Annotated in this window: 17 protein-coding genes; 13 read left to right on the forward strand and 4 right to left on the reverse strand. The window is 44.6% G+C overall.

Annotation, left to right across the window (positions count from 1 at the left end):
- The first annotated feature begins 130 nt into the window (after nt 1-130).
- From N693_RS0117040 to N693_RS0117050, 3 genes are all read left to right on the forward strand, one after another.
- The gene (locus N693_RS0117040; protein ID WP_253271217.1) at nt 131-1579 is read left to right on the forward strand and encodes a S41 family peptidase; all 1449 of its coding nucleotides are present in this window, start codon (nt 131-133) and stop codon (nt 1577-1579) included.
- 107 nt (nt 1580-1686) lie between these two features.
- A complete protein-coding gene (locus N693_RS0117045; protein WP_025786038.1) occupies nt 1687-2856 on the forward strand; it encodes a PDZ domain-containing protein in 1170 nt (389 codons plus the stop codon).
- A gap of 24 nt (nt 2857-2880) precedes the next feature.
- Entirely contained in the window at nt 2881-3141 is a 261-nt protein-coding gene (locus N693_RS0117050) for a CsbA family protein (RefSeq protein ID WP_025786039.1), read from the forward strand.
- Nucleotides 3142-3235: 94 nt separating this feature from the next.
- Here N693_RS0117050 and N693_RS0117055 read toward each other — a convergent pair whose 3' ends face one another.
- Nucleotides 3236-3544, reverse strand: a complete 309-nt coding sequence (locus tag N693_RS0117055) for an AzlD domain-containing protein (RefSeq protein WP_025786040.1) — start codon at nt 3542-3544, stop codon at nt 3236-3238.
- Nucleotides 3544-4266: an AzlC family ABC transporter permease gene (locus N693_RS0117060; RefSeq protein ID WP_025786041.1), complete on the reverse strand. Its 723-nt coding sequence runs from the start codon at nt 4264-4266 to the stop codon at nt 3544-3546. Before N693_RS0117060 ends, N693_RS0117055 begins: the two co-directional genes overlap by 1 nt.
- A gap of 119 nt (nt 4267-4385) precedes the next feature.
- Between N693_RS0117060 and N693_RS0117065 the strand changes: the two genes are divergently transcribed.
- The 7 genes from N693_RS0117065 to N693_RS0117100 all read left to right on the forward strand — a co-directional run bounded on the left by N693_RS0117065 (nt 4386) and on the right by N693_RS0117100 (nt 17607).
- A complete protein-coding gene (locus N693_RS0117065; protein ID WP_025786042.1) occupies nt 4386-5012 on the forward strand; it encodes a TVP38/TMEM64 family protein in 627 nt (208 codons plus the stop codon).
- 602 nt (nt 5013-5614) lie between these two features.
- Nucleotides 5615-9115 (forward strand): helicase-exonuclease AddAB subunit AddB, encoded by a 3501-nt coding sequence (gene addB / locus N693_RS0117070; RefSeq protein ID WP_025786043.1) that lies wholly within the window; start codon nt 5615-5617, stop codon nt 9113-9115.
- Nucleotides 9090-12800 (forward strand): helicase-exonuclease AddAB subunit AddA, encoded by a 3711-nt coding sequence (addA, locus tag N693_RS0117075; RefSeq protein WP_025786044.1) that lies wholly within the window; start codon nt 9090-9092, stop codon nt 12798-12800. Before addB ends, addA begins: the two co-directional genes overlap by 26 nt.
- Nucleotides 12797-13993, forward strand: coding sequence for a DUF418 domain-containing protein (locus N693_RS0117080; protein WP_025786045.1), 1197 nt, complete (start codon nt 12797-12799; stop codon nt 13991-13993). Before addA ends, N693_RS0117080 begins: the two co-directional genes overlap by 4 nt.
- 43 nt (nt 13994-14036) lie before the next feature.
- Nucleotides 14037-14936, forward strand: coding sequence for a fumarylacetoacetate hydrolase family protein (locus N693_RS0117085; protein WP_025786046.1), 900 nt, complete (start codon nt 14037-14039; stop codon nt 14934-14936).
- A 79-nt stretch (nt 14937-15015) separates the two neighbouring features.
- Nucleotides 15016-15390 carry a YisL family protein gene (locus tag N693_RS0117090; RefSeq protein WP_025786047.1) on the forward strand — a complete coding sequence of 125 codons (375 nt, stop codon included), beginning with the start codon at nt 15016-15018 and terminating at the stop codon, nt 15388-15390.
- A 765-nt stretch (nt 15391-16155) separates the two neighbouring features.
- Complete coding sequence (locus tag N693_RS0117100; RefSeq protein ID WP_025786048.1) at nt 16156-17607, forward strand: alpha-amylase family glycosyl hydrolase; 1452 nt, start codon at nt 16156-16158, stop codon at nt 17605-17607.
- Between the two features lie 130 nt (nt 17608-17737).
- Here N693_RS0117100 and N693_RS0117105 read toward each other — a convergent pair whose 3' ends face one another.
- A complete protein-coding gene (locus N693_RS0117105) occupies nt 17738-18586 on the reverse strand; it encodes a DegV family protein (RefSeq protein ID WP_025786049.1) in 849 nt (282 codons plus the stop codon).
- An 18-nt stretch (nt 18587-18604) separates the two neighbouring features.
- Nucleotides 18605-19420: a Cof-type HAD-IIB family hydrolase gene (locus N693_RS0117110; RefSeq protein ID WP_025786050.1), complete on the reverse strand. Its 816-nt coding sequence runs from the start codon at nt 19418-19420 to the stop codon at nt 18605-18607.
- Between the two features lie 137 nt (nt 19421-19557).
- Between N693_RS0117110 and N693_RS0117120 the strand changes: the two genes are divergently transcribed.
- The 3 genes from N693_RS0117120 (at nt 19558) to N693_RS19475 (ending at nt 23027) form a co-directional block, all read left to right on the forward strand.
- Nucleotides 19558-20328: a prolyl oligopeptidase family serine peptidase gene (locus N693_RS0117120; protein WP_025786052.1), complete on the forward strand. Its 771-nt coding sequence runs from the start codon at nt 19558-19560 to the stop codon at nt 20326-20328.
- A 52-nt stretch (nt 20329-20380) separates the two neighbouring features.
- Nucleotides 20381-20689 carry a metal-sulfur cluster assembly factor gene (locus tag N693_RS0117125; RefSeq protein ID WP_025786054.1) on the forward strand — a complete coding sequence of 103 codons (309 nt, stop codon included), beginning with the start codon at nt 20381-20383 and terminating at the stop codon, nt 20687-20689.
- 196 nt (nt 20690-20885) lie between these two features.
- Complete coding sequence (locus N693_RS19475) at nt 20886-23027, forward strand: ATP-dependent Clp protease ATP-binding subunit (protein WP_051508773.1); 2142 nt, start codon at nt 20886-20888, stop codon at nt 23025-23027.
- Nucleotides 23028-23110: the final 83 nt, after the last annotated feature.

The raw sequence follows: 23110 nt of genomic DNA on the forward strand, positions 1-23110 counted from the left end.
GGCTGAAATCAAGCCCCCTGGAAAGCGTCCGTCTGAAGCACAAATCAACCTCGTCTACACCCAATATTAATTCTCGGTTCCTGCTTGTCGTAACCTTCTCCCTTCTTTCATATAGTGGAAAGAGGAGGGGATGGTGACGATGCGCAAGAGCCGTTTTTTTGCGTTTGGTATTTTAGCCGCAGTTGCGGTTTGTCTAGTACTGGTGTTAGATGGCTGCGGAAAAGGTGAGGAAAAAACCCACAACTCGAGTGGGAAATTTGGAGTCCTTGACGAAGCGTACGAGGTTATCACAGGCAACGCGGTGTATAAACTCAAAGACGATGAGTTAATCGAAGGCGCCTTACGAGGAATGGCGGACGTGATTGGTGATCCGTATTCAACGTACTTAACGAAAGAAGAAGCGGCGTCTCACAAAGAATCGCTCGCCGGAGAACGAGTTGGTATTGGAGCTGAGATTACACGTACCAATGGCAAATTTGTAATTGTTTCACCTGTCAAAGGATCGCCTTCAGAAAAGGCTGGGTTGCTTCCTTATGACGAGCTCGTGCAAATTGATGGGCAGCGAGTGGATGGACTGACACTGAAAGAAGTCGTCAAAAAAATACGTGGTAAACAAGGGACATCTGTGAAAATGGTTGTCTATCGTCCGGAATCTGGTAAGCATGTAGAATTCACAATTGAGCGAGATGTGATTCCTGTTCACACGGTAACTTCGGAAATTTTGGAAGAACGAGGCAAGAAAATTGGCTACATAGGGTTGACGATGTTCGGAGAAGACAGTGCGAAAGAGTGGCAGGCTGCGACAGAGTTACTCGTTAAGGAAGGTGCAGAAGCGCTACTCATTGACGTTCGTGGAAATCCTGGAGGCTACTTGCATTCGGTTGGGAATATTGCAGGGAGTATGCTTCCGGAAGATACGGTATTTGCGTATATGGAAGACGTGAAAGGCCAGTTGACACCACTTGTAACTGAGCCAGCCAAAGAGTTGGAGTATAATCCGAAGTTGCAGAGCATTCCAGTCGTCTTGTTGCAGGACAAAGGAAGTGCTTCTGCGAGTGAAGTATTGAGTGGTGCACTCCAGGATCTCGGCCGAGGGTTTATTGTAGGGACGACAAGTTTCGGGAAAGGGACAGTACAAGAAACGATGAAGCTATCGAATGGCGGCGAAGTCAAGTTGTCTACACATAAGTGGTTAACACCGAAAGAGCGATGGATTCACTCAGAAGGGATCGCTTCGGATTTAGAAGTGAAGCAAAATAGCTTGTTTTCAGAGCATTTGAGAGTGATTGCAGACGTCTACAAAGAACAGCAATTCAACGACGATATTGCATATGCACAGCGAGTACTCAAGTCCCTTGGGTACGATCCGGGCCGAGTGGATGGTTTCTTTGATGAAACGACGAGTCAGACAATAGCGGATTTCATGAAAGATGAAAAAGTAGAGTCGGCAGGGGAAATGGACAGTAAATTCTTCCAAACATTGAAGGCGAGTGCGGAGGAATATCGCAGTGATCGTGCCAACGATGAACAGTTGTCGATGGCAATCGGTTATTTGCATCACAAACTGTCTGAAAACTGATCGATTTGCCCTACTCATAAATAACAGTCTGTCACGACTATCCATTCCAATCCAATCTTTGTTACAATAGAAGAAAACAGCGGGATTGGATTGGAGTGTGATAGAACGTGTCAGAGAATTGGTTGTTCGAGGTCTTACAAGCAGTGGCTGTATTCTTTTTAAATCCACTATTTCTGCTAATTCTCCTCGTTGCGGTTGCGCTCGGGTATATGAGAGTGAAGCGAGAGCGAAAAGACTTCAACATTAGAAAGTTGCCGGGGCTCACGGAATTGAGGCGGCTCGTTGCGGACTCATGGCTTCATGCACTCATTTTGTCCGTCCTGCTAAGTGGAATCGGATTTGTGGTGGATGCAGGATGGATCGTGTTATTTTCTGCGATCATGCTTGTCGTTTTAGTGAGTTTTTATTATCAATGGGGATCTCCGATTTACACAACTGCGATAGCATTTTTCGGATTGTACGCATGGCAAGAACTTGGCGGTGCGTTTACGTATCATGGATGGTCGCTACAGGACGTGGATCTGTTTGGACAATTGTCCGTTACGATTCCGGTGATCGCAGGGCTCTTCCTCATTGCAGAAGGGGTGCTCATTCGGACGTCTTCAGTGCGCTACGCGTCGCCCCATCTTGAGAAGACAAGCAGAGGACTTCGTGCGGCGGTCTTTAAAGTGAAGAAGATTTGGTTATTACCAGTGATCTTACTTGTGCCTGGTGACATGATTTCAGCATATGCACCGTATTGGCCACAGTTTACACTTGGTGCAGCGTCGTTCAGTTTCGTTCCGGTGCCAGTGTTGATTGGCTTTAGCCAAATTGCTCGCAAGCATTTTCCGGATCAAATCTTGCCGAAGCTCGGGAAATCGGTTATTTGGACAGGGGTCGCTGTTGCCGCACTTGGTTTAGGTGCACTCTATGAGCCTTTGATTGGGTGGGGATCATTGGTCCTAGGTGTCCTTATACGTTCAGTGTTAACCATTGTCGTTGCGGTACGAGAACGCAGTGGCGGGTATGCAGCATCGCCGAGTGCGAAAGGTGTTGTCATTGCGGGAGTTCTTCCTGGATCACCTGCAGAAAAGCTAGGGTTGTTACCTGGTGAAGTGATTCGTGCTGTAAATGGAATGCAAGTTGCGAACGATAAGGAATTGTATGATGCGATTCAAGTGAACGCAGCGCATTGTCGTTTGCAAGTTGCAGATCGAAATGGAGAAGTCCGTCTTATGCAGCAAGTGCTATACCGGCATGATCATTATCAACTCGGACTGTTGCTCGTTGGATGATGGATAGAAAGGAGGCGGTGTGAAGTGGAGAGTCTAGCTACTAAATTAGTGATGGCGTTGTTCATCCCAGGAGTTCTGGTCGTGTTTTTCACACGGGTTACGTTCCATCAACTGGTCGGCTTGGTGCTGACGATTGCGCTAATCGCCGCCTCTGTGTATGCAGGCTATACACATAACTGGTTGCTGTACGTGGCAGATGCGTTGTCATTGACGGTTGGATTTTGGATTGCGAATCGAATGGTCGCTAATTCCCATCGTCAGTCCAATGAAAATCTACATGAATGACGAAAAAGCCTTGCACATGGTGTAAGGCTTTTTCATTTCTTCTATTCTACAAGTATGAGAAACGAAAATTTTGGGTATGATAGGTTTAAAGAGGTTACATGAACAGACTGTAGACTGCGAGTACACCGATTGTACCTAGGACAACGGTCATCAGTCCGAAACCAAAGATTGCAATGAGAAATGCGGTTGCAGCCCCGATCAATCCGAAAAGAAAGTTGCCTTCTTGTACATAGAACACTGCTGGGAAAATGAGTGCACCGAGAACAGCAAATGGGATGTTACTTAAAATTCCTGTGACGAGTGGCGGTAACTTTCTCCCGTCGAGGACCGTGAGTGGGATCATACGTGGAATGTACGTAACAAGCGCCATTCCGAACAGCATCCACCAATAGGTTGGACCCATCAGCTCTCCTCCTTTTCAACGACTGGAATTGGGGCTCGTCCATACTTTGAATAGACCAGTTCGATTATGATCGATGATAGTAATGTAGACGCAAGAATTGCCCACCCTGTAGATAATAATTCGGTATAATAAAAGAAGCAATGTAGGAGTGCAGCAACACTCGCGAGTAAAACGACTTTCCGGTTGCCTTTCATCGAAGGGACAAGTAATGCGATGAAGAGGGCGTAGAGTGCAATGGACATGGCGGCTTGAAGAAATAGCGGTAAATTGGCGCCAATGACGTGCCCTAAAGCGGTGAAAACCACCCAGCTTCCGTAAGCAATCGCGATGACACCAAACGCATGGGCACTCGATACTTTGTCTTGTTTACTCGTTGCAATGACGGAAAAGGTTTCATCTGTCACCCCGAATGCGTATGCAGCTTTGATGGGCTTTGGTGCAGGTTGCATCTTTTCATTCAGCGAAGCCGTCATAAGGAAGTGACGGATGTTGACGATGAATGTATTCATGACAATCAATAATGGATCGACGCCAGCGGTTATCAAGCTGAGCGATATGTATTGCGATGCGCCTGCAAAGACAAATATGCTCATCGCGGTCGCCTCAAACAGTGAAAGACCGGTCGTTTTAGCGAGTAGACCGAATGTAAGCGCGACCGGGAAATACCCGATGGCAATGCTGAGACCGGCGCGAAGTCCGTTGTTAAATTCACTGCGTTCCATTTCACATCCCAGCTTTCTTATGAATTTCAATACTAGTGATTATACTACAACTATTAAAGACAACAAGACTGAATTTTTGAATGGTTTAAAAAAGGGAGAAAAGGTTGGGGTGAATCGAGATGCAAGAATGGTTAAGTGTGGACAAAGTTACTGAACTTGCAGAACATTATAGGGCATTCGGTCCGATCATAGGCATTTTGTTGCCGTTCATCGAGTCCTTTCTGCCTTTTTTACCGTTATTTGTGTTTGTTATCGCGAATATAACTGCGTATGGATTGTGGCTAGGCTTCATTTTTTCCTGGGGCGGAACAGTCGTCGGCTCCTATGTCGTATTTTTAATCGTCCGGAAATATGGTCAAAGTCGCTTGTTGAACTTCCTCACTAAGCATAAGAAAGTGAAAAAGCTCATTTTGTGGGTAGAGAGCAATGGATTTGGTCCATTGTTTTTGTTCATCTGTTTCCCATTTACGCCATCTGCTCTCGTGAATCTAGTTGCAGGACTGTCGAATATGAAGAAGATGTATTACTTGATGATTTTGATTGCAGGGAAGTTTGTCATGGTCTTCATGATCAGTTTTGTAGGGTACGATCTGAAAGCGTTGTTTACACAACCGATTCGCTCTGCCATTGTCGGTGTTTTAATTTTGCTAATGTGGTTAGCCGGCAAATATTTCGAGCGACGTTTGAACAAGAAAGTGGAACGCCATGCGAGGGAATGGAATGGACACAAACATTGGGACAAGTAAGTAGTATTTGTTGATAAGGATGTGCGCTTCGCTTATGCGAAGCGTTTTTATTTTGATTAAAAGCGGTTGGAATTAGGGGGACGCGCTTGGAGTTTGGCTGGTTGCTCATAAAAGTGTGGAAGTGATCATAACACATGGAAAAGTGATCATAGCTTGCGGAAAGTGCTCATAAACCTGGAAAAGTGATCATAACCGAGGGAAAGTGCTCATAAAAGTTGAAAAGTGCTCATAAACATGAGAAAGTGATCATAAACCTGGAAAAGTGATCATAAACCTGGGAAAGTGCTCATAAAAGTTGAAAAGTGATCATAACTCGTGGAAAGTGCTCATAAAAGTGTGAAAGTGATCATAACTCGTGGAAAGTGCTCATAAACCTGTGAAAGTGATCATAACTCCTGAAAAATGCTCATAAACCTTAGAAACTAATCATAAATCTCAACAAACGATCATAAACTACGCCTCGATTTTTCATCTAACAACCTTCAAATTGTACCATTTACAAAACAGCGAACATTCATTCGTAAAAATGCCTCTCAAACTTTGATTCTTCTTGCAAAAACAATTACAATGAGGAGACTAGTAGGACAGAGAGGGGCTATCTGATGACGCTGCGATTTATAACGGGACGTTCTGGGACAGGGAAAACGTACACTATTGAGCATGAAATTGTGGAATCACTTCAACAAGATCCTCTTGGCGCACCGATTGTGTTAATCGTGCCCGACCAAATGTCGTATTCGTTGGAGCATAGTTTAGCGGCTCGATTCGGATTGAACGGAATGGTGCGCACACAAGTGCTAACATTTAAGCGATTGGCTTGGAGAGTGCTACAAGAAACAGGAGGAATCACACGACGCGAAGTGGATGGTTTCGGATACCGGATGCTCATTCGCAGTGTGCTGGAAGAAAATCGAGAGTCCTTCAAGTTGTTCCGACAGGCAGCTGGTAAGCGCGGATTCACGGAGCAAGTAGAAGGGGTGTTGAAAGAGTTCAGCCGATACTGCTTGGACCACGCGACACTGGCACAGCTCCATACCGAGTTAACGGCAGCTTCTGCACCGCGTTCACTGGTAGACAAAGCAGGAGACTTATCGCTCCTATTGGAGAAAGTTGAAGAGCGTCTTGGCACTTCCTATGTCGATAGTGAAGGACACTTATCAATGCTCTCCGGACAAGTTCAATTCTCTTCATATATCAAAGAAGCAGACATTTACATAGACGGATTTGAGCTGCTGACAAACCGTGAACACGAGATCATTAGAGAGTTATTGAAATACGCAAAACGAGTGACAGTAGCGCTCCCAACGGACGATGAAGGGGAAGCAACTGCTGACCATGAGCTGTTTTTCAGTCCAATGCGCACAAAACAAATCATAACGGATCTAGCACGTGAGGTATCGGTGGAAGTAGAGCCCGAGTTGAGATTGACAAAAACTCACCGATTTCGGAATCCTGATGTGTTGCATTTGGAAGCTCAATTCGATAAATATCCAGCAACACCACAAGCGAGTAGTGGAGATGTAAAAATTGTAGAAGCGACGGATCGCCGTGCTGAATTGCATGCAGTGGCGCGTTCGATTCGTGCTCTTGTCAGGTCGGGAAAACGGTATAACGAGATCGCTATTTTGTATCGGCAACCGGAAGTGTACGATGAATTGATGGAGACGATTTTTCCGCAGTATGACATTCCGGTGTTCATTAGCCAGAAAAAACCGATGCTACACCATCCCCTCATTGAATTCACACGATCGGTACTAGAAGCGGTTACTGGAAATTGGTCGTACGAAGCCATTTTCCGCGCAGTGAAGACCGACTTGTTCTTCCCGCATGGAGAAGACCGTCAACTATGGCGAGAACGTGCGGATCGCTTGGAGAACTATGTGTTAGCCCATGGAATCCATGGACACCGGTGGTTTGACGATGTTCGATGGCGGGTGAAAAAGTATCGTGGTCTTGAATTGCATACGGAAGTTCAAACGGATGAAGAACGTGCCATGCAGCAAGAGTTGCATAGTGTACGGGACTTGATCCGCGGACCACTTGAGACGTTCGGAAAGCAGTTGAAAGCTGCAAAAAACGGCAGGCAAGCTGCGGAAGCGTTGTTTGCGTTCATGGAAGAACTCCATGTGTACGATAAAATCATCGACCTTCGCGCAGAAGAAGAACGCGCAGGACGATTGCTCGGCGCATCAGAGCATGAACAGGCATGGAATGGATGGATCAATATCCTCGATCAGTTTGTGCTTATGTTCGGAGATGTCAAAATGGCACAAAAAGACGCAGTACGAGTGCTCGATGAAGGATTCGATACGCTCGAATTTTCAAGGATTCCACCATCGCTTGACCAAGTGACGGTGATGACGATCGACCTGGCGACTTTTTTAAGTATTGATGAAATATTTGTCATTGGGACAAACGATGGCGTGTTGCCACAACGTATTGACAATGAAGGGCTCATATCGGATGCCGATCGCCAATGGTTTGAAACGGTCGGATTTGAACTTGCACCTTCTGCTAAATCACGTTTAATGGATGAAACATACAAAGCATACCGAGCGTTTACAGCAGCCTCAGAAGGATTAACGATATCCTATCCAATTGCGGACGAAGCAGGAAAAGCGCTCATACCTTCACTTTATATTCCTAGAATTGGTCAACTACTTGAGGGAATAACAACGGAAATCGTCGTTGCCGATCCATTAGACTTACTAGAAGATGCAGATGAAATCTCGTACATTAGCCATCCGAGAGCTGTGTTGCCGTATGCGTCCGCTCAACTTCGACTAGCGGAAACTGGAGGATCCTTACCACCATTATGGCAAGCGGTTGTTGCGTATTATGAGGACGATCCGCTCTGGGCTTCGATACTTAGTAGTATTCAAGGAAAGCGGAAGCATGGGACAGATACCGAGCGATTGACGCCAGATTTAACTTCAGGCTTATATGGTGAAACGATGTCGTCGAGTGTCTCGCGTGTCGAATCGTATTACAGTTGTCCGTTCCAACATTATGCGACATACGGTCTCGGGTTACGCGAACGATCTGAATTCACATTGGAAGCACCTGCAATCGGGGATTTATTCCACGCGGCCCTGAAATGGGTGTCAGACGACATTATGAAGACCGGAGCAACCTGGACCGGGTTATCGAAAGAGGATTGCTTCCGCTTGGCGCGCCAAGCGGTAGACGGTATTGCACCGTATTTCTTCCATCGAATTTTGTTGTCGACGAGCCGTCATGTTTACATTAAACGCAAATTGACACGCATTATCCAGCGGACGCTGTTTGCGCTCCGGAGTCAAGCGACGGCTTCTAGTTTTGAGCCGATCGCAGTTGAAGTTGGATTTGGACAAGGTGAGCAAATGCCACCACTGTCAATCCCTTTAAAACAAGGTGGACACATGAACTTGCGCGGACGAATTGACCGTGTAGATGCATCGAAAGTGAATGAAAAAACGTACATTCGCATTGTCGACTACAAATCTTCTGCCAAAGCGCTAGATTTGACGGAAGTGTATTATGGTTTGTCGCTGCAAATGCTGACGTATCTAGATGTTGCACTTGAGCATGCAGACGAATGGCTGCACGTACAGGCGGATCCTGCTGGCATGTTGTATGTCCACGTTCACAATCCAATGGTGCGCAGCATTCAGGAGTTGACAGAAGAAGCGGTTGAAGAAGAGATGCTGAAATCGTTTTCGATGAAAGGGTATGTGCTTGAGGATTTATCCGTCGTCAAAGAAATGGACAGTGACATTGAACAATCGTCCAAAATCATTCCTGCTCGTGTGAAGAAAGATGGTTCGTTCTATGCGACCTCTAAAGTGCTGGCCCCCGATGATATGCAACTACTGCGAGGAGCCGTTCGTTCTCGCCATCGCCAAGCGGGTGACGCGATGCTTGCAGGTGATGCACGGGTATATCCGTATCGATTGAAAGAGCGGATGCCATGTAATTACTGTCCGTATCAAGGGGTGTGTCAGTTCGACACAACCGATCCGGATGCGAAGTACAGGAATTACGCGGAACTCTCAGCGAAAGAATCGCTTGAAAAAATGAGGAAGGAGGTTGAAGGCGATGCACATACCACCGAAACCGAGTGACGTGACGTTTACAGACGACCAATGGAAAGCAATTTACGCGTCAGGGCACGACATCCTCGTCTCGGCTGCAGCTGGATCAGGAAAAACGAAAGTACTCATCACCCGACTCATTGAAAAGGTTCTAGACGATAAAAACCCAATCAACGTGGATGAATTGCTTGTCGTGACATTCACGAATGCTGCGGCTGCTGAAATGCGTCATCGTATGGGGACTGCACTGGAAGAGGCAATCGCCTTGCATCCTGAATCCCCGCATTTGCGAAAACAGCTCAGTTTACTGAACAAAGCTCAAATTTCTTCAATGCACTCATTTTGTCTGAATGTCGTTCGGCAATACGCGTATCTGCTAGATATTGACCCAGGATTTAGGATTGCGGATCCGACAGAAGCGGCGTTACTGCGCGATGATACGATTGCAGATGTGTTGGAAGATGCTTATAGCGCAGAGGATCCAGAATCGATTTATCGATTGGCGGATAGTTTCACGTCTGATAGAAATGACCAGTCATTGGAATTATTAATAGATCGGCTGTACGACTATTCCCGTGTGCATCCTGATCCTGAGTCATGGTTGCTACAAATTCCGAAACAATACGAAATCGGTGAGGAAATCACGATTGATGACCTGGAATTTATCGGACCTTTGAAATCCGCTATTCAGCAAAAACTGGAAGAAGCGGCTGCACTTGCAACAGATATGCACCGCATTGCAGATTTACCAGATGGGCCAACGCCTCTCATTAAGACAGCAGAAGCGGACTTGGTTTGGATCAACGAAGCCGTTCGTTCAATTTCAACAAGTACTTGGGAACAAACTCATGCGTTTTTCCAACAGCTAGTCTGGGTGAAAGCGGGAGCAGTGAAAAAAGATTCGTGCGATGAAGAACTCGCAAAGCGCGCTAAATCATTAAGAGATTCCGTGAAAAAGCTTGTCACTGGAATCAAGGATGCCTATTTCGTCCGAACGCCAGCGCGTTTGCTTACGGAAATCCGTTTAATGGCACCGATGATGCATACCCTCATTGAGCTGGTCATAGAATTTGGTCATCGCTATCGCACAGTTAAATCGGAGAAAGGAATTGTCGACTTTTCCGACCTTGAGCATTTTGCGCTAGATATTTTAACTAATCGTGAAGGTGACGTTCTTGTCCCATCTGATATTGCGATGGACTATCGTTCCAAATTCAAAGAAGTGTTAGTCGATGAATACCAAGACACTAATTTATTGCAAGAAGCAATCGTGCAATTCGTGAAAAGTGGAACGGAGTCAGATGGCAATTTGTTCATGGTTGGGGATGTGAAGCAATCCATCTATCGCTTCCGTCTTGCAGAGCCCGGCTTATTCTTAGGGAAATACGGGCGTTTTACTGAAGAAGCCATGGATCAAGGGTTGAAAATTGATTTGAACGCGAATTTCCGGAGTCGTAAGGAAGTATTGGATGCGACGAACTTCATCTTCTCACAAATCATGGGGGAGCTTGTTGGTGAAATCGAATACGATGAGGCTGCAGAGTTAAAGTACGGTGCGCGTTATCCAGAGATGGAAGCGGCTGCGCATTTGACTGTCCTTTATTCTGAAGAGGAAGAGTTTGAAGATGAAACGACGGAGGACTTAGAAAATCTGAAGAGTTCTCAGGCGGAAGCACGTTATATGGTTAAGAAAATCAAACAGTGGATGTCGGACGGACATGAAGTGTGCGATGCATTCAGTGGGGAGAAACGTCCAATCCGATACAGCGACATTGTAGTACTTATGCGTTCGATGACGTGGTCCGCTGAAATTGCAGAGGAATTCAAGCGTGCAGAAATTCCTGTTTACGTTGAACTGTCCCGAGGCTATTTCGATGCACTTGAAGTGACGATTATGCTGAATACATTACGTGTGATCGACAATCCGTATCAAGACATTCCGCTCGCTTCTGTGCTGCGTGCGCCGTTCGTCGGTATGACGGAAAACGAGTTAGCAGAAGTGCGCCTCGCTGCTAAGAATGTACCTTTTTATGAAGCGTTGAAGACGTTTATAGCAACAAAAGGATCTGGAATGGCGCCGGAAACACAGCAAAAACTTCAACGCTTCATGCTTGCTTTTGAAGAGTGGCGAAATCTAGCACGGCGTGGATCGTTATCCGAGCTTATCTGGCAAGTGTATAGGGATACGAACTACTATGAAATGGTCGGAAGTATGTCGAATGGTAAACAAAGGCAAGCGAATTTGCGTGCACTGCATGACCGAGCAATTGAATATGAGAAAACATCATTCCGTGGATTATTCCGCTTTTTGCGATTTGTCGATAGGATGCAACGACGTGGAGATGATCTAGGAGCTGCACGGTATTTGAGTGAAAAGGAAGACGTTGTTCGCATTATGACGATTCACTCGTCAAAAGGACTGGAGTTTCCGAATGTGTTTGTTGCAGGGATAGGCAGACAGTTTAACAAAATGGATTTCAATGAGCCCTATTTGTTCGACCAGCACTTCGGTTTAGCCGTTAAAGCGATAGATCCGGATAAACGGATTATGTATACGTCATTACCATTTCTCGCGATGAAAGAACAGAAAGAGTTGGAGATGCGTTCTGAAGAAATGCGTATTCTGTATGTGGCGATGACTCGAGCAAAAGAACAGTTGGAACTGGTTGCGACGGTGAAGGATATCGAAAAGTCGATGACGAAATGGCAAGATGCACAACTTGTAGATCCAGGAGATCGATTGCCGGATTATATGCGTTCCCGTGCAAATGGGTATTTAGATTGGATTGGTCCAGCGGTAGCGCGCCATGCGGATTTCATGAAGTTCGGGACGACGCAAGGTGCACTTGTGAAAGAACACCCTTCTAAGTGGGCTATCAATGCACTGCCGGTGTCCTACTTCAGCGAGTCTTTGTCTGAGCCAGAATTCATGGAGGATTTATCCGAAACGGAAGAATTGCCAATTCCTGTTGTAGATGAATCGATTCTTGCAGAAGTGACGAAGCGGTTTGACTATCATTATCCATACGATGCATCTGTCAAAAAGCGATCGAAAGTCTCAGTGACGGAATTGAAACGAATCGCACAACTGGAAGCAGAATCGACACTCAATGATTCGTTTGCAAGTCGAAATGGGGAAGTGAGCCAAGCGTACTTGCACGCACGACCTGCGTTTTTACAACAGCGTTCGATCAGCGCAGCTGAAATCGGAACTGCGATGCACACTGTGATGCAACATATCGACTTAGCGAAAACGAACGATCATGCAAGTGTGAATGTCTTATTAGAGAATCTTTTGCAGCGTCAGTTGTTAACGGAAGTGGAAGTGAATTCCCTTGATCGGGCTGCGATTGTACAATTTACAAACTCGCCGGTTTCAAAGCGTATGCAACAAGCAACACGTGTGTTGAAAGAATTACCCTTCACGTTTGCCGTTGAAGGAGAAGATGGGGATTCGCAGATTTTACAGGGAATTGCGGACTGTTTGTTTGAAGAACCGGACGGATGGGTGTTATTGGATTACAAAACGGATCGATTGAAGGGCCGTTTTGCATCACAGGGAGCGGTTGACGATGAGATGCGTTCACGTTATCACCTGCAACTGAGCTTATACAAAACCGCGATTGAAGCAATTACACATGTGACGATAAAAGAAATGCTGTTGTACTTGTTTGATGAAGGTCGAGCATTGACAGTTCAGGAGGAGACAGTTTGACTAGACTACCAACCGGGGAGACCGGACGTATTGAATCGTTAGATATGCTGAGAGGATTTTCATTGCTTGGTATTTTTATCGCCAACATGCTCGTATTTCACTCACCGTACATGTACATGGATCCATATAGTTGGTTTGAAAGCAACGGTGAAGGTTTTTCATTTATGTGGCTAGATATTTTCATAGAAGCGAGTTTTTATCCGATATTTGCGATGCTTTTCGGGTATGGACTAAGTATGCAGTATGAAAAGTCGCTGCTTCAAAAGTCGTCATTTGGACCGGTAGCGGTTCGTCGCATGGTTATATTGCTTTTGTTTGGTCTGATTCACGCGTTTTTCATCTGGTCTGGGGATATTTTGTTCACATATGCCATGATGGGCTTTCTTATGATTGCGCTCGTCCGAATTCCTCCGAAGTGGTTGTTTTTCGGAGCACTGGCGCTCTATATCGTGCCGAACGGTCTAATAACAGGGCTGACGTACGTAGTTGAACGCTTGGAAGTAGGTGGCACATTTTCGGAGTTTGCCGATATTCAGCGAATTCAGGAGTCGATTGAAGTGTATGGACACGGAAGTTACTTGGCGGCACTCGCATTTCGTGCAAAAGAATGGTTATTGGTAAGTGGTGCAAATTTATTCTTAACACCGTTTATGATTTTACCACTTATGATGATCGGGGCAGCATTTGCGAAATGGAGACTTTTTGAACGAGCGCATGAGCTGAAGGGACGTCTAGTTGTAGTTGGGGGTAGCCTGCTTATTATTGGCTTATTACTAAAGGCATTGCCGTTTTTGATAGCCCCAGATTTTTCAATGCAACTTGTTCAAACTTATTTTGGCGGTCCACTCGTTGCCTTAGGGTATGGAGCACTCGTGTTGCTGCTGTGCACAACGCCATGGTTTTCTAAAGTGTTCCGTCCAGTTGCAAAGGCCGGTCGTATGTCACTCACGACGTATATCAGTCAATCCGTCATTGCGACACTCATTTTTTATAATTATGGGTTCGGGATGTACGGCAAAGTGGATATTATCACGGGAACTCTCATCGCGATCGGAATCTTTGTTGTTCAGGCGTTACTAGCTGACTTGTGGCTATCCCGTTACAAAATGGGTCCAATTGAATGGATTTGGCGTATTGGCACATACGGTACATTTTTATCGAATAAAAAGGAGAAACGACAAGACTTGTCGTAACTGTACGTAATGAAAACCAATGATGGAAGGGATGGACTAGTCAATGAAATTACTTTCGTTCAAGTATGATGGGAAGACGTTATTCGGACCTAAAGTGAAAAAGGAAGAAGCGGTGTGGGATGTACAGAAAATTGCAGAGGCAGTTGGGGAGCAGAACTTTCCTGCTTCAATCGCTGAAGGCGTTGCATCTGGAATGGATTTTGTAGAACAAATCCGTAATTTGTGCGAAAAAGCCCACTCTCATGAAGACATGGATACCTTTAAGTACTCGTTCGAAGCAATTGAATGGTTATCTCCAATTCCACGAACACCTAAAAATGTACTAGGTGTTGGTAAAAACTACGCTGATCACGCATCAGAAATGGGGGGCGAAGGTGTGCCCGCCAAGATGATGATTTTCACTAAAGCTCCGACTGCGATTGCAGGGGATGAGCAGACATTGCCAATCCATGAAGCCCTGACAAGTCAGCTGGATTATGAAGGCGAACTTGCTGTGGTCATTGGAAAAGGCGGTCGTAACATTCCAAAACAGCTCGCATACGACACGATTTTCGGGTATACCATCGCAAACGATCTGACTGCGCGAGATTTACAGGCAGAGCGCAAACAGTTCTTCCTTGGAAAAACGTTGGATGGCAGCTGCCCGCTCGGACCGTACATCGTTACGAAAGATGAGATTCCCAATCCACATAACTTGTCGATTGTCACAAAAGTGAATGATGACGTTCGCCAAAATGGAAATACCGGATCTATGATTATTCCAATCGATGAAATCATTGAGGAACTGTCTAAGTTTGTCACACTGGAACCTGGAGATGTCATCTTAACAGGTACTCCAGCAGGTGTTGGAAAAGCGATGAATCCTCCGAGTTACTTGAAGGCGGGCGACACTGTGAAAATATCTGTTGAAGGAATCGGGACACTTGTCAACTACTTCGAGTAAAGGTCCCTCTGTTTTCCCTAACTTATGATGTATGGTAAGATAAGGGATGCACATATGAAACTTAAATGAGGTGACTAACTTGGATTTTTTATCGAACTCGACACATTTACACATTTTTTCGTGGGTAGTCGGCATTATTATGTTCTTGATTGCAGCGACTCAACCCCTCGACTCTAAAGGTCGTAAAATTACGAAGATGGTGCTACGTGTATTCTACATTCTGATTATTATTACTGGAGTTGCGTTGTTCATTCGCTACATGGACTCGAATGCAGCTTTATACGGTGTGAAATTTGTATTCGGTATCTTAACAATCGGTATGATGGAAATGGTATTGGCACGTCAATCTAAAAGCAAACCGACACAACTATTTTGGATCTTGTTCGTAGTTTCCTTACTAATTACGATGTTCCTTGGCTTCAAATTGCCAATCGGACTGAACTTCTTCGCTTAATTATTTTGCAATGAATGACTAAGGAGGGTGCTTGAATGGTAGGATGGACGGTATTGCTAGGTGTTTTCGGCATCATGCTGCTATTCGCACTCTCTGTAGTTGTGACATCGCGGAGAATGCAAACGAATGATGATCATGATGAGTTGGAATGAAATCAAGTAACCCGCTGATTTAATCATCAGCGGGTTTTGCTTTGCAGTTTTCACAAGTTTGCCTTATTTCTGTAACATGGATTTAGTTTTCTTCAGAAACCATGGCGATGGTGGATGCGGTTTGGTAGTATGAAGTGATGAGTTATGATTAGAAATCATGATTTATGAGCGGATTTTGTGCATTATGATCGAAATGCGAGAGTTATGAGCATAATACGAGATTTATGAGCGAAATACGTGAGTTATGAGCATAATACGAGATTTATGAGCGAAATACGTGAGTTATGAGCATAATTTGAGATTTATGAGCGGAAAGCGAGAGTTATGAGCACAATATGAGATTTATGAGCGGAATACGAGAGTTATGAGCACAATCTGAGATTTATGAGCATAATACGAGAGTTATGAGCACAATATGAGATTTATGAGCGGAATGCGAGAGTTATGAGCACAATGTGAGATTTATGAGCGTAATACGTGAGTTATGAGCAGAATGTGAGATTTATGAGCGGAAAGCGTGAGTTATGATCAGAATGTGAGATTTATGAGCGAAATTTGCAAGTTATGAGTACATAAAAATTTCATGAATGAATTGTAGAGGGAGGCTTTTTGGGTGAACGTCAAACGACAAATTAGTGTAATAATAATGTTTCTTTTACTGGTAATGACAACACTTCCAAACTTGGCTTCGGCTGAGACAGAACGAACCTTGAAAGACGAAAGCATATATGATTTATTGGTTGACCGTTTTAATAACGGGGATGGACAAAATGATATAGATACAGATGCACAGGATCCGTCCGCATTCAACGGTGGCGATTTCTCAGGGATTTCCCTCCGTTTACAACATATTTTAGATATGGGCTTCACAGCAGTTTCCATTGGGCCTGTTTTCCAGACAGCAACGTATGACGGCAGTGAAGTGCTCGATTATACGAAACTTGAGAAACATTTTGGAACCGAAGAAGATTTCAAGTCGATGCTCAAAGAATTGCATGATAAAGATGTTCGGGTCATTGCTGATTTCCCGCTAGCGGGAGTGAGCAAAGATCATGTATGGGCCAACAAGCTCCCATTTACCCAAGGTGAAGGAAATACCATTGATTGGGAAAAAGATGATGTTGATGTGCAGCGTAATCTGGAAGAAACTATGGTCAACTTTGTGAAAACCTATGAGTTGGATGGGATTCGGTTGACGAAAACGGAAGGATATTCGAAAGAAGTGCTCGATCGATTTATTGCTTCTTTGAAAAAAGCTTCACCGGATTTGTATGTATTGTCTGATGAAGAAACTGACGCTGCTGTTGATTCCAAACCAAACAATTCCTCAATGGAGGCCCTACGTGAGTCGTTTGTTAGAGTAGACCCTGATTCATCTCAAATCAACCAATTTGAAACAAGTGAACCGACTGATTTGATCCAATTCGATCAGTTAACAGGTCCGCGTTTCACATACGACATCGTGGAGCAGCGTATGTTTCCACCGACCCGTTGGAAAGTAGCTGTTACTGCGCTCTTTACGTTACCAGGAATTCCGGTTATGCCTTATGGAACTGAGATTGCGGTGAACGGAAAAGAAGCACCAGAGAGCCACCCACTATTCAACTTTAAGACCGATATGGAGCTGAAAGAGCTCATTGGAGATTTAAATTCTCTTCGAAACCAATCGAATACGCTTCGTAACGGTAACTTCAAAATGCTGCACAATAAAGATGGATACATGGTGTATAAAGTTTACGATAAAGAAGAATCGTGGATTATTGCCATCAACAACACATCTGAAACACAAAGTTATGCTTTAGATCCAGATGAGATTGGCAGTAAGAAGCGTCTACGTGGATTACTCGATAATGACCAAATTGTAGAAACTGAGGATGACAAATATCACGTCGTTCTGGACCGTGAAATGGCAGAAATCTATTTGGTGAAAGAAGACAAAGGATTCAATATCCCTTATCTGATCGCATCGATCATGGTGTATGTTCTATTCTTAAGCTTCCTTTGGGCAGTATGGAGAAAAGGTCGAAAAGCACGTCAAGAACGGAAAGCAGAAGCCAAAAAGTAAGGAAGAAAGAGAGCGCTTAAGTGCTCTCTTTTTTGTTTGGATAAAATCTGTAAAGAGGCCCGAAAAAAATGCGAAAAAAAAGCAGCTCAGACGTCAATGGATATGAACGACGGAGTTGCTTATAACTAACTTACTGTTTGTTCAAGAAAAATACGGCGAGAGTTCCAGGGCCGGCATGTGAGCCGATGACCGAACCAATCATGTGGACTTGAATTTCTTTAGGATGGAACTTTTCCTCGATCAAGTCCCGTAACTCAAGAGCCCCTTCTTCGTCATCACCATGACTGATCGCAATCACTTGTTCGGAAACATGATCCCCGCGTTCTTCCATGAGTTCTAGAATTCTGCGGAACACTTTTTTGCGTCCGCGATGCTTTTCAATCGGTACCAATCGTCCGCTTTCTACATGCAGCAATGGTTTGATGTTCAACAGTCCGCCGAAAAATGCGCTTGCTTTCGAGACGCGACCGCCTTTAGCGAGGTAATCGAGATCTTCCACTGTGAACAAATGCTCCATGTTGCTTGCCATTTTACGAATTTTGCGCTCGATGGTCCGGACATCTTCTCCCGCATCTCTCAAACGAACAGCTTCTTGGACGACTAATCCACAGCCAAGGGAAGCACAGCGTGTATCGACAACGATTAAGTTCATACGCGGATTGCCTTCTTTCACCTGATCCCGCATCATGACAGATGTCTGATATGTACCCGACAATTCGGAAGAAAATGAGATGTAAATTCCATCTTCTCCAGTCTCGGCAAATTCTTTCCAGAGAGCGAGAACCCGATCTGGAGAGACTTGAGATGTTTTTGGCTGCTTGCCAGCTCGAATGGCTTGGAATACTTCTTTTGCGTCAATATCCACGATATCTTGATATTCTTTTCCATCAAGTAACACTGTCAAAGGAAGCAATGTGACATCATTTTCATCCAAATATGATTTTTGTAAGTCGCAACCACTATCTACGAAAATTTTCATGAGAATCCTCCAATCTCTTTATGAAGATTTTAAATTAAGTCGTTCTTGTAACATTATGGCTATGCCGTCTTCATTATTCGTCAAAGTCACTTCATTCGCTATCGATTTTAGCTGATCAATCCCGTTGCCCATTGCAACACCGATACCCGCATAATCGAGCATTTCCAAATCGTTGTCTTCATCGCCAAATGCAATAATTCGTTCTTGTGGTATACCAATCCACTCGGAAACTTTAGAAATTCCTACCGCCTTATTTAGCCCATGCCGAATGACTTCGACGATTTCCCAAGGAGCTCCCCAGCGTCTATGCTCAATGACTTCTGCGTGCACTTCTTCCAAGTGTTTACGAATCGGATCCGCCATCCCTTCGGCCCCTTGGATGAGAAGACTCGTCGGGTTCACTTGTAGATATTGACGAATATCACCTTCTTGAATTTTCGGGCTCCCGGTGCTGAAAATATCGAGCAATTTTTCATCGTGGTAATGCAAGTAGACGTCATCCATAACTTCCGCCACAATGTTTTTCAAGTTAAAGTCCTGCATGGCATCGATAACTTCCTTTGCAACAGTTAAATCAATAGTTTCATGGACGGTTTTCCAAGTACGATCAGTAGGGTGATGTACGAACGCTCCATTAAAGTTAACAATCGGTGTTTTAAGTCCTAGTTGACGGTAATAGACTTCACTGGAACGATAGGGGCGTCCAGTCGCAATCATGATTTGATGCCCTTCTGATTCCGCCTGTTTTAGTGTAGCTAGCGTTTTTTCAGAGATTACTTTTTGATCATTTAATAACGTTCCGTCTAAATCGAGTGCAATTAAATGAGGTTTCATGGCAAAACGCCTCCTTCCTAATTCAAGTGTAGCCTTTGGGAAGTGTACAAGTCAAAAAAGTAATTACCCATGCGCAACTTTTGTTTTTCTAGAAAAATATTGGTATGCTCAACAAAACTGTAAACGAGGTGTCAAGGATGATTATTAGTGAAGAACAATGGGGCACAGTCCCTCTATTGCATATTGTAGATAAGCAGCAAGAATCGCCTGAAATGCCGGTCGTCATCTTTTTCCACGGCTTTACGAGCGCGAAAGAGCATAACTTGCATTACGCATTCAATCTTGCTAAAAAAGGAATCCGTGTACTATTGCCTGAAGCACATCTTCACGGTGTCCGCTCCGAAGCACTCGACGAAGTTCAACTCAGTTTGCGATTCTGGGAGATCATACTGACTTCCATTGAAGAAGCAGGAATCTTACACCAACAACTAAAAGAAAAAGGATTGTTGAATTCTGGTCAAATCGCATTTTCTGGAACGTCCATGGGAGGTATTACGACACTTGGTTGCTTAGCAGCGTATCCATGGATCAAAAGCGCAGCAGTTATGATGGGTACTCCTGGATATGTAAAACTTGCTAAAGGTCAAATGAAGCAATTTGAGAACAAAGGATTTAAACTTCCGATGAAAGACGAAGATATCCACAAGCTACTGAGTACGCTCGCTGATTTCGATTTGACTCAACATCCAGAACGGTTGAATGACCGCCCTGTCTTTTTCTGGCATGGCATGAACGATACGATGGTACCGTTTGAACCGACACACCATTTCTACAATGCCGTAAAAGTGAAATACAATGAGCATCCAGAAGACTTTGAGTTCATGGTGGACGAGCATGCAGGTCACGCCGTTTCAAGACCCGGCATGTTGCGCGCAGTGGACTTCCTTGCAGAACATTTGAACGGTTAAGATCGTTTTGCTATGATGATTAAAACGAATTGAAATAGAAAGGGGAATTCCAATGGCTGATGAAATGAAAGAAAGCATGATGGGCGTCCTTGAAAATGTTATCGACCCTGAGCTTGGTGTAGATATTGTAAACCTCGGTCTCGTCTATAATGCAGAATTGCTTGAAGGCGGCATCGGTAAAGTCACGATGACACTTACGTCAATTGGTTGTCCGATGGGACCGCAAATTGTTGCGAATGTGAAGCAAGAACTGATGGAGCTTCCAGAAGTGAAAGACGTCGAAGTCGACATCGTTTGGAATCCACCTTGGTCACGCGAAAACATGTCACGCTATGCAAAAATGGCGCTAGGCGTACGATAAATAAGCACGATCAGATCCGGCTGGTGAGCTTTTCACTGGTCGGATTTTTTGTTGTTTTAATCGTATGTGCGCGGGAAATACTAGTTAATGAGACCTAAGCATCTGACTTTACATACGCTGAAAAGCGAGGTATACTATCATTAGTCAAAGATAGTCAAAGTCAAATTAAAGATAAAATATAATGAGGTGATGGTTCATGAGAATGGACGGCGTACAAGAAGACCAGCGTTCACCATTAGAACAATTTGGACGCAACCTAGTTGAAGAAGTGAAAAACGGAAAAATGGATCCCGTTATTGGACGAGACGAAGAAATTCGAAATGTGATCCGGATTTTATCGAGAAAAACAAAAAATAATCCTGTTTTAATCGGCGAACCTGGTGTTGGTAAGACAGCCATCGTTGAAGGACTTGCTCAACGTATTGTGAAGGGTGACGTGCCAGAAGGACTGAAAGACCGCCAAATTCACGAACTTGATATGAGTTCTTTAATTGCAGGCGCAAAATATCGTGGTGAATTTGAAGAGCGCCTTAAGGCTGTGTTAAAACAAGTAAAAGATAGCGATGGTGAAATTATTCTGTTCATTGACGAGATCCATACGATTGTCGGTGCAGGGAAGACCGAAGGCGCGATGGATGCTGGTAACATGTTGAAACCAATGCTTGCGCGGGGGGAATTATACTGTATTGGTGCCACAACGTTGGACGAATATCGGATGTATATCGAAAAAGATCCGGCACTTGAGCGACGTTTCCAGCAAGTGATGGTGCGCGAACCATCTGTTGAAGATACGATTTCAATTTTACGTGGACTAAAAGAGCGTTTTGAATTGCACCATGGTGTACGCATCCATGACCGGGCTCTTGTTGCATCGGCAACATTGTCAGATCGTTATTTGACAGAACGCTTCATGCCGGACAAGGCGATTGACCTGATGGATGAAGCAAGTGCGATGATTCGTACAGAAATTGACTCGATGCCGCAAGAGCTGGACCAAGTGACACGTCGTATTTTGCAGCTTGAAATTGAAGAACAGGCATTGACGAAAGAAAAGGATCCCATTAGCCAAAATCGACTCGCTACCTTGCGTGATGAACTAAAAGAGTTGAAAGATTCTTCGTCAGGCATGCGCGAGCAATGGGAGAACGAAAAGAAGAAGCTCCAAGAAGTGCAAGACGTGCGCGAGAAGTTAGATCGCTATCGTCGTGAATTGGAAGACGCGGAAAACAAATTCGATTTGAACAAAGCCGCAGAATTACGTCACGGTAAAATCCCTATGCTGGAACACCAACTGCATGAATTAGAAGAGCAATTTAAGGGGGGAGCAGAAAATCGTTTGATTAGAGAAGAAGTAACGGAAGATGAAATCGCGATGATCGTGGCGCGCTGGACAGGTATCCCAGTGACGAAGCTGATGGAAGGCGAACGTGAGAAGTTGTTGCGATTGGGCGATACGTTGAAAGAGCGTGTCATTGGTCAAGATAATGCCGTACAACTTGTGACGGAAGCGGTATGGCGTGCTCGTTCGGGCATTAAAGACCCTGATAAACCAATTGGATCGTTCCTATTCCTAGGTCCAACGGGTGTCGGTAAAACAGAGCTTGCGAAAACACTTGCAGGTACACTGTTCGACTCTGTGGATCATTTCATCCGTATTGATATGTCAGAGTATATGGAGAAGCACAGCGTATCTAGACTTGTCGGAGCACCTCCGGGATATATCGGTTATGAAGAGGGGGGACAATTGACGGAAGCGGTCCGTCGCAATCCGTACTCAGTTGTTTTGTTGGATGAAATAGAGAAGGCTCATCCGGATGTCTCTAATATTTTATTGCAAATCTTAGATGATGGTCGCATTACAGATAGCCAAGGTCGACTCGTGAGTTTTACGAATACTGTCGTCATCATGACGTCCAACATTGGTTCTCAGTACTTAATGAGCGGTCAGTTTGAGTCTGATGAGCACGCTACAGAAGACTTGGTGATGGCGGAATTGCGTAATCACTTTAAGCCGGAGTTGTTGAATCGGATGGACGACATTATCATCTTCCATTCACTTTCGGGCAATGCCTTCGTTGAAATCGCAAGGAAGATGCTAGATGATCTTGTGCGACGGTTGGATGGCCAAGATATCCCGTTGACGTATGAGGAGCCTGTCCTCGATTGGGTCGTCGAAGAAGGGACAGATGCCGATTTCGGAGCACGTCCATTAAAACGATTCATCCAACGGTATGTGGAGACTGCTGTTGCGAAGGAAGTGATCAAAGGCGAATTAGAAGAAGGGCAACGCTTGCATTTAAGGATGGAAGACGGAGTGTTGGTTGTGGATACATTATAAATAACAGTTCAAGCCACTTTTCGTATTGTGCGAAAAGTGGCTTGTTTTTTTGTGAGAATGAATGTCGGACAACTACAGAGTTC

This window comes from Sporosarcina sp. D27 (assembly GCF_000586555.1).
Classification (GTDB): Bacteria; Bacillota; Bacilli; order Bacillales_A; family Planococcaceae; genus Sporosarcina.